This is a genomic window from Enterobacter sp. ZOR0014, assembly GCF_000798855.1.
Taxonomy (GTDB): Bacteria; Pseudomonadota; Gammaproteobacteria; order Enterobacterales; family Enterobacteriaceae; genus Enterobacter; species Enterobacter kobei.
In genome coordinates this window covers 1-7224 of the sequence record NZ_JTLF01000112.1, presented here as the reverse complement: position 1 = coordinate 7224, position 7224 = coordinate 1, and the positions used below count along the sequence as shown (strand labels likewise).

General features: G+C 58.2%; 7 protein-coding genes. All 7 read right to left on the bottom strand.

Annotation, left to right across the window (positions count from 1 at the left end; all coding sequences use genetic code 11):
- On the bottom strand, positions 1 to 853 hold an 853-nt coding region (locus L977_RS05565), incomplete at its 3' end, for a helix-turn-helix transcriptional regulator (RefSeq protein WP_047625222.1).
- Positions 854 to 1030: 177 nt separating this feature from the next.
- Positions 1031 to 1540 carry a 4-hydroxyphenylacetate 3-monooxygenase reductase subunit gene (locus L977_RS05560; RefSeq protein WP_047625219.1) on the bottom strand — a complete coding sequence of 170 codons (510 nt, stop codon included), beginning with the start codon at positions 1538 to 1540 and terminating at the stop codon, positions 1031 to 1033.
- A gap of 17 nt (positions 1541 to 1557) precedes the next feature.
- Complete coding sequence (hpaB, locus tag L977_RS05555) at positions 1558 to 3120, bottom strand: 4-hydroxyphenylacetate 3-monooxygenase, oxygenase component (RefSeq protein WP_023338987.1); 1563 nt, start codon at positions 3118 to 3120, stop codon at positions 1558 to 1560.
- Positions 3121 to 3315: 195 nt separating this feature from the next.
- The gene (gene hpaA, locus L977_RS05550; RefSeq protein WP_014882411.1) at positions 3316 to 4206 is read right to left on the bottom strand and encodes a 4-hydroxyphenylacetate catabolism regulatory protein HpaA; all 891 of its coding nucleotides are present in this window, start codon (positions 4204 to 4206) and stop codon (positions 3316 to 3318) included.
- Positions 4178 to 5530, bottom strand: coding sequence for a 4-hydroxyphenylacetate permease (gene hpaX, locus L977_RS05545; protein WP_047625216.1), 1353 nt, complete (start codon positions 5528 to 5530; stop codon positions 4178 to 4180). The genes hpaA and hpaX overlap by 29 nt, the downstream gene beginning before the upstream one ends.
- Before the next feature lie 21 nt (positions 5531 to 5551).
- On the bottom strand, positions 5552 to 6349 hold the full coding sequence (gene hpaI, locus L977_RS05540) for a 4-hydroxy-2-oxoheptanedioate aldolase (protein ID WP_014882413.1): 798 nt from the start codon (positions 6347 to 6349) through the stop codon (positions 5552 to 5554).
- A 10-nt stretch (positions 6350 to 6359) separates the two neighbouring features.
- Entirely contained in the window at positions 6360 to 7163 is an 804-nt protein-coding gene (gene hpaH / locus L977_RS05535) for a 2-oxo-hept-4-ene-1,7-dioate hydratase (RefSeq protein ID WP_047625213.1), read from the bottom strand.
- Positions 7164 to 7224 lie beyond the last annotated feature (61 nt).

Here is a 7224-nt window from a genome sequence, read left to right as displayed (position 1 = left end):
TAACCAGTTTCTCCTTCAGCCAGTTCGGCTCCAGGATTTGAATGTTCGGCAGCCAGTAGAACAGCAGCGGCAGGATCTGGTTCTCGTGTGCCGCCCGGCAGCGCAGCGTGATACCGCCGCGTTGTTCTTCCAGCAGCTCTTGTTCCGGCAGAAGATCCCGGCGCAGGAAGTAATGTGAAATATTATCTTTAATGAATATTTTCACTGTGAAAGTATCTTCAGACACCCACGGATCGAGGCTTTTTTCCAGGAGCGCGCGGACATTCTCTTCAGGGGTAAAAAGGGTTTTCTGAATATCAAACCAGCGAATCTGACTCAATGAAAAGGATTTAAGCCGACTATTTTCGGTAGCTTGTAAATACCATATATTTTTTTTGTTAATGAGTTTATAGGGATTAATCAGGCGGGTTTTACCCTTATAAACGATCTGGCAAACATTATGGTTATTAATAGATTTCTCAATTTTCGCTAAATGACGGCTGATATCACGTTGTACCGTGTGCTCTGCGTCGTTACCAAGGATAAGAATATGATTTTCGTCAACGCGTGTTTCCAGCTTTTGCCAGAATTCCGTATTTCTTTCAGGGAAAAAGTTATCTGCATTCAGGAAGTTAGCCAGTGTGTGATGTAATCCTTGTCCGCCGGGAGATTGTGCGGTATGGATCAGCCGATATAGCCCGTTACCGGTATGTTCAACGATAGGAGAGAGCGCATTTAAATCCCGGTAGACGGTACGCTCGGTAATTTTAAATTTGGTCATTAGCGCACTGCGGTTTACCACACCGTTTAAATGTAGCTCAACCAGAATATCAACCAGACGTTCAGCCGAGCGGCTCCGCGTCGTTTTAGCCATAAGGTCATCCTGTATATTAGGTATGCGCTGAATGAAGCGGGAAGCACTGACCAGAGATGTCAGTATTCAGGCACAGAAAATTTATCTTATGGTTGTATAACGGCGTGATTTAGCGGAAACCTTAGGAGTTTTTGCAGAAAGTGGCGCTGGCCGAAAAAAGGCCAGCGCGCGGGAGAATTACGCGGTGGCTTCCACCTCCATCATGACCGGGTGGAAACGGCGTTTGAAGTAGATCAGGCCGTGCCCTGCATCACTCAAAATGATATTTTTAATTTCAACAAGATACAACAGATGCGTGCCGATGGTTTGCACCTGGCTTATCTCGCCTTCAAGGCTGGCCAGCGCACCTTTCAGCATCGGCTGCGCCAGCGGGCCTTTCTGCCAGCAGGAGAGGGCAAAGCGCTCCTCCATTGTCATACCGGTCATCCCGGCGAAGTGGCGAGCCATGATCTCCTGCTCGTGATTCAGCACGTTTATGCACAGTCTGCCGTTGCCCTGGAATACCGGGTTCATGGCGCTGTTGGCGTTGATGCACATCATGACCGACGGCGGGGTGTCCGTAACCGAACAGACTGCGGTGGCGGTAATGCCGCAGCGGCCCGCTTCCCCCTCGGTGGTGACGACATTGACTGCGGCCGACAGGCTGGCCATCGCGTCGCGAAAACGCAGGCGTTCTTCTGATTGCATTGAAACCTCCCGCTGCGCTATTTCAGCAGCTTATCCAGCATGTTGATATCGCTGTTGTTGTGCAGGTGCGGCACCGTCCAGCCGTGTTGGTCGTATTCGGACATACAGCGGTCGACCATCGCCATCATTTTGTCCATGTTGCCGGAGCTCTGCGCCTGGCGCAGACACTGCAGGCGAATTTCATCCTGGCTACCGGAGTAGTTGATCTCATACAGCTCGTGACGGCCGCCAAACTCGCTGCCAATGGCATCCCACATCAGCTTCAAAATCTTGATGCGTTCGACGTGATCCATGCCGTTGGAGCCGCGCACGTATTTCGCCAGATACTGGTCAATCTGTGGGTTATTCAGGTCCCGCGCGCTGGACGGCAGATAGATCAGCCCGCTGGTGACGTTACGTTCGATAATATTCTTAATCTTCGCGTAGGCCATCGGAGCCATCACGCGGTAGGTCTGCAGCGCCGCGTGGTCCGGCAGATACGCGCCATTGACCCACGGCGTGGCTTCAGAGCACATGGAGTCGCTCAGCGCCCAGAACATATTGCGCCAGGCCACCACCTCGCCGAGATCCGCCTGTACGCCGCGGAATTCAAGAGTGCCGGTACACTCCAGCGATTTTTTCAACAGGGCGGTGATGAAGTCGAGCTTCACTGCCAGGCGCACGCATGCCTGTAGCGGATACATCCGCGCAAAGCCACCTTCCATCGTCCAGCGACGACAGCGGTCGAAATCGCGGTAGATCAGCACGTTTTCCCACGGGATCAGCACATGATCCATCACCAGGATCGCGTCGTTCTCATCAAAGCGGCTGGAGAGCGGGTAGTCATACGGGGAGCCGGTTGCGCCAGCCACCATCTCGTAAGAGGCACGGGAGATGAGCTTGACGCCTTCGGCATCCATCGGTGCGACGAACATCAGCGCAAAGTCCGGGTTTTCGCCCATCACCTGCGCGGAGCCGAAGCCGATCATGTTGTAGTGGGTCAGCGCCGAGTTGGTTGCCACCACTTTCGCCCCGCTGACAACGATCCCGGCGTCGGTCTCTTTCTCCAGTTTGATGTAGACGTCTTTCACCTCATCCGCCGGTTTGTGGCGGTCGATAGGCGGGTTAACGATGGCGTGGTTGAAATACAGGCCGGTTTCCTGAATGCGGGTGTACCAGTTGCGGGCGTTCTGCTCGAACTGACCGTAGAAGGCCGGGTTGGCACCGAGCGCGCAGCCGAACGCGGCCTTATAGTCCGGCGTGCGCCCCATCCAGCCGTAGCTGAGGCGTGACCATTCGGCGATAGCGTCGCGCTGCTGGCGCAGGTCGTCGGCGCTTTTCGCCACGCGGAAGAACTTGTGGGTGTAACCGCCGCTGCCGGTGTCGGTGCCCCAGCACAGCGTGTCCTGCATGTCCGGCTTGTGCAGGGCGTCGTACATCTGCGCGATGGAGGCTGCCGCATTGCGAAACGCCGGATGGGTGGTGACGTCTTTGACGCGCTCGCCGTAGATATAAATCTCACGCCCGTCCTGCAGGCTTTTTAAATACTCTTCACCGGTTAACGGACGTTTGGCATCGGCGCGGAAATCTTCAGGCTTCATAGGGACCTCGTATCGGAATGGTGATGTTAAATTTATGTTTTGTTTTTGTTGTTTAATTGAAGCCTGAGAGGGGCGGAACGTGAAGGGACGATTGGGACAACGGCGGGTACTTTTCGGGGGGGATGTGGATTTGTGATCTGTGCGGCTTTTCGGCGGGTGGCGCTGCGCTTACCCGCCCTACGAACCGTGATGCGTTCAGGAAACCGGTACTTTCTGCGCCCGATATGCGCTTGGCGAGCACCCCACTAAGCGGTTAAAAAAGCGGGCGAAATAGGCCGGATCTTTAAACCCCAGCTGCCAGGCAATCTCGCTGACCGCGCTGTCGGAAAAGAGCAGCAGCCGTCTGGCTTCCCGCAGCTGTCGGTCGAAGATCAACCGCTTCGGCGGGCGGTTGGCGAAGCGGCGACAGATATCGGTTAGCCGGGATTCGGTCAGGTGCAGTTCGCTGGCGTATTCCGGCACCGTCCAGTGCTGGTGGTAGTGCGTGTCGATCAGTTGGGTAAAGCGCTGGAACAGCTTCAGCTCGCCGCGCATACCGCCTGAAGCGTGATCGTCGAGCTTCGCGTTGCGCAGCAGCAGAGTGAATACGGCCTGCGCCAGCAGAACCAGCGTATGCTCGCGGCCCGGCAGCTGTTCCATGGACTCCCGGGCTATCAGCTGCCAGTAGTGTTTCAGCGCCGCCAGTTCATCAGGCTTGTCGGCCAGCGACAGGCAGATCCCCGGCAGACCAAACGCTTCCCGCGTGCCGGGGTAGAGCACCTCCAGCAGCGGCCAGATTAGATCCTCGCGCACCGTCAGCACGTGCCCGTCGCTGTCGGATTCGGTAATAAACGCGTGCGGCACCGACGGCGGCGTGAGAACGAAAAGCGGGGCTTGCACCGAGTAACGGTGATCGTCGAGCTGGAGTTCAATCTGCCCGGTATCCAGAAAGTGCATCTGAAAATACTGGTCGTGACGATGCGCCTGCATGTCGCGGCCAAAAAAGGCCGCCATGCGTGCGAACGACTGGTAGTGCACATCGTCGGTGCCCAGACTTTCGTCGTACTCCTTGCTGATATCAATGTTGGCGATAGGGCTCTGGCACATGATCGTTCCTCTGTTGATCCCGCTGCGTCATCGGAATGCGCGTCAGCACCAGCGCGCCGACCACCAGTAGCCCGGCCACGAACCACAGCCCGGAGCTGAAGCTGCCGGTCGCGTCGCGCAGAATGCCGATCAGCAGCGGGCTAACGGCAGAACCCACGTTGCCGATTGCGTTGATCACCGCCAGCGCCACCGCGCGGGACTGCAGGCTAATCACCCGATCTGGCGTGGTCCAGAATATCGCCATGGCGGTAAATGATCCGGTTGAGGCCATGATGATGCCAAGCAGCTGGATCAGGCTGTGATCGGTGGCGGAGGCCAGCATCCATCCCGCCGCCGCGAACAGGTACGGCAGGATGGTGTGCTTTTTTCGCTCTTTCAGCCTGTCGGATCGGCGGCTCCACCAGATCATCCCGAGGATGGTGCAAAACTGCGGGATCGCCGCCAGCAGGCCAATGACGATATTGCTGCTGCCGGTGTTAAAGCTCTGCAGGATCTGCGGCGTCCAGATGTTGATCGCGCTCAGCGTGTTGGTCAGGCAGAAGTAGGCCAGCGTATAGAGCAGCACGGCGGGCGTCAGCACTTCTCGCAGCGTCGAGCGCGGCGTGACGGCGCGGGCAATAGTGACCTCCTGCTCGCGGGCGATCATGGTTTTCAGCGCCTGCTTTTCGTCCTCATCCAGCCAGGTGGCCTGATCCGGCGTGTCGTTAAGGTAGAACCAGGTTACTACCCCGAGCACCACTGACGGCAGCCCTTCCAGCAGGAACAGCCACTGCCAGCCCATCAGGTTCCACAGCCCGTCCATCGCCAGAATGTACCCGGAGAGGATTGAACCGAGCATCATGGTGACCGGCATGGCGATCATAAATAGCGCGTTGGCGCGGGCGCGGTGATAGGCCGGGAACCACCATGTGAGATAGACCAGGATCCCCGGCAGGAAACCGGCTTCGGCAATGCCCACCAGCATGCGCAGGACGTAAAGGGTTTCAGGGCTGGTGGCGAACATGGTGCAGGTGGAGGCGATGCCCCACACCACCATGATCCCGGCGATCCAGCGCCGCGCGCCGATCTTCGCCAGCATGATGTTGCTTGGGATCCCGCACAGCACATAGGTGACGTAAAACAGGGTTGCGGCCAGGCCAAACATGGTGGAGGTGAGGCCGAGATCTTTACCCATCGTCAGTCCGGCAAAGCCGATGTTGATGCGGTCGAGAAACGAGAAAACAAACAGGATAAAGAGAAACACGATTAAACGTCGGAACAGCTTGTTAATGGCGCGTTGTTCAACAGCTTTATTATCATGGGTTTGCAGGGTAGAGGTCGTCATGGTGCGCTCCAGATCTTACGTTTAGTAGACGGATTTATTGTTATTAACTGACGTAACCGGTTGTTCGATAAAGCGTGCAGCCAGCGCTTCCGCACCGCGGGCGAGCAGGGTAGTGTCGACGCCGACGGCGACAAACAGCGCGCCGAGGTCGAGATAGCGTTTTGCCAGCGCCTCGTTTGCCATCAGGATGCCGGGGGCTTTGCCCGCGCTCAGGATCTGCGCGATCGCCTGCTCGATAGCGGCCTGGACCTCCGGGTGCTGCGGATTACCGGCAAAGCCCATGTCGGCGCTGAGATCGGCCGGGCCGATAAACACGCCGTCGACGCCTTCCACGTCGAGGATCTGCGGCAGGTTTTTCAGCGCCTCACGGGTTTCGATTTGCACCAGTACGCACATGGCGTCGTTAGCCTGCTGCAGATAGTCCGGAATGCGGTTCCAGCGCGACGCTCTTGCCAGCGCGCTGCCGACGCCGCGAATGCCCGCCGGTGGGTAGCGGGTGGCACGTACCGCCAGCCGCGCTTCCTCGGCGTTTTGCACCATCGGCACCAGCAGAGTTTGTGCGCCGACGTCCAGCAGCTGTTTGATCTGCACCGGATCGTTCCACGACGGGCGCACCACCGGCTGGCTCGGATAAGGGGCGATGGCCTGCAATTGGGTTAAGACGGTTTGCACGCTGTTCGGGGCGTGCTCGCCGTCGATCAGCAGCCAGTCGAAGCCTGCCCCGGCCAGCAGTTCGGCGCTGTAGCTGCTGGTGAGCCCCAGCCATAAGCCGATTTGTGGACGGCCCGCTTTCAGCGCCGCTTTGAATGCATTCTGCATGATTGTCTCCTTACACAAAGCGGCAGCTGATGGAGCCCATGTTGCCGTAGTCAACGTGGAAAGTGTCGCCTCTGCTGGCGGGCACCGGGCGGGTAAACGAACCGCCGAGGATGATCTGCCCCGGCTCAAGCTGCACGTCGTACGGCGCCAGCTTGTTCGCCAGCCACGCCACGCCGTTCGCCGGGTGGTTAAGCACGCCAGCGGCCACGCCGGTCTCTTCGATCACGCCGTTGCGGTAGAGCAGGGCGGAGATCCAGCGCAGATCCAGCTCGTCGGGCTTAATCGGGCGACCGCCGAGGATCACCCCCGCGTTGGCAGCGTTATCGGAGATGGTGTCGAACACCTTGCGCGGGCGCTGGGTTTCCGGGTCAACGTTGTGGCAGCGGGCGTCGATCAGCTCCAGCGCGGGAATGACGTAATCCGTGGCGTTGTAGACGTCGAAGATCGTGCAGTTCGGGCCGCGCAGCGGTTTTGCCAGCACGAACGCCAGCTCTACTTCGATGCGCGGGACGATAAAGCGATCGACGGGGATGTCGCTGCCGTCGTGGAAAAACATGTCGTCCAGCAGCGCGCCGTAGTCCGGCTCGCTGATCTGCGAGCTGGCCTGCATCGCTTTGGAGGTGAGGCCGATCTTGTGACCCTTCAGCACGCGGCCTTCGGCGATTTTCAGGCTTACCCATTCGCGCTGAACGGCGTAGGCGTCGTCAATGGTGATCTCCGGGTAGTCCAGCGAGATCGCGCGGATCTGCTCCCGGGTTTGTTCCGCCTGATGCAGGCGGTGGGCGATCAGGGTATGGGTGTGTTTATCGAGCATGGCGATATCCTGTTGTATTGTTTTCTCCCTCTCCCCGTGGGAGAGGGCCGGGGTGAGGGCA

Excerpts from the sequence above, each read along its gene's own strand:
- L977_RS05560 (WP_047625219.1), bottom strand. The coding sequence starts at position 1,540 with ATGCAATCAGAAGAACGCCTGCGTTTTCGCGACGCGATGGCCAGCCTG.
- hpaB (WP_023338987.1), bottom strand. The coding sequence starts at position 3,120 with ATGAAGCCTGAAGATTTCCGCGCCGATGCCAAACGTCCGTTAACCGGT.
- hpaA (WP_014882411.1), bottom strand. The coding sequence starts at position 4,206 with ATGTGCCAGAGCCCTATCGCCAACATTGATATCAGCAAGGAGTACGAC.
- hpaX (WP_047625216.1), bottom strand. The coding sequence starts at position 5,530 with ATGACGACCTCTACCCTGCAAACCCATGATAATAAAGCTGTTGAACAA.
- hpaI (WP_014882413.1), bottom strand. The coding sequence starts at position 6,349 with ATGCAGAATGCATTCAAAGCGGCGCTGAAAGCGGGCCGTCCACAAATC.
- hpaH (WP_047625213.1), bottom strand. The coding sequence starts at position 7,163 with ATGCTCGATAAACACACCCATACCCTGATCGCCCACCGCCTGCATCAG.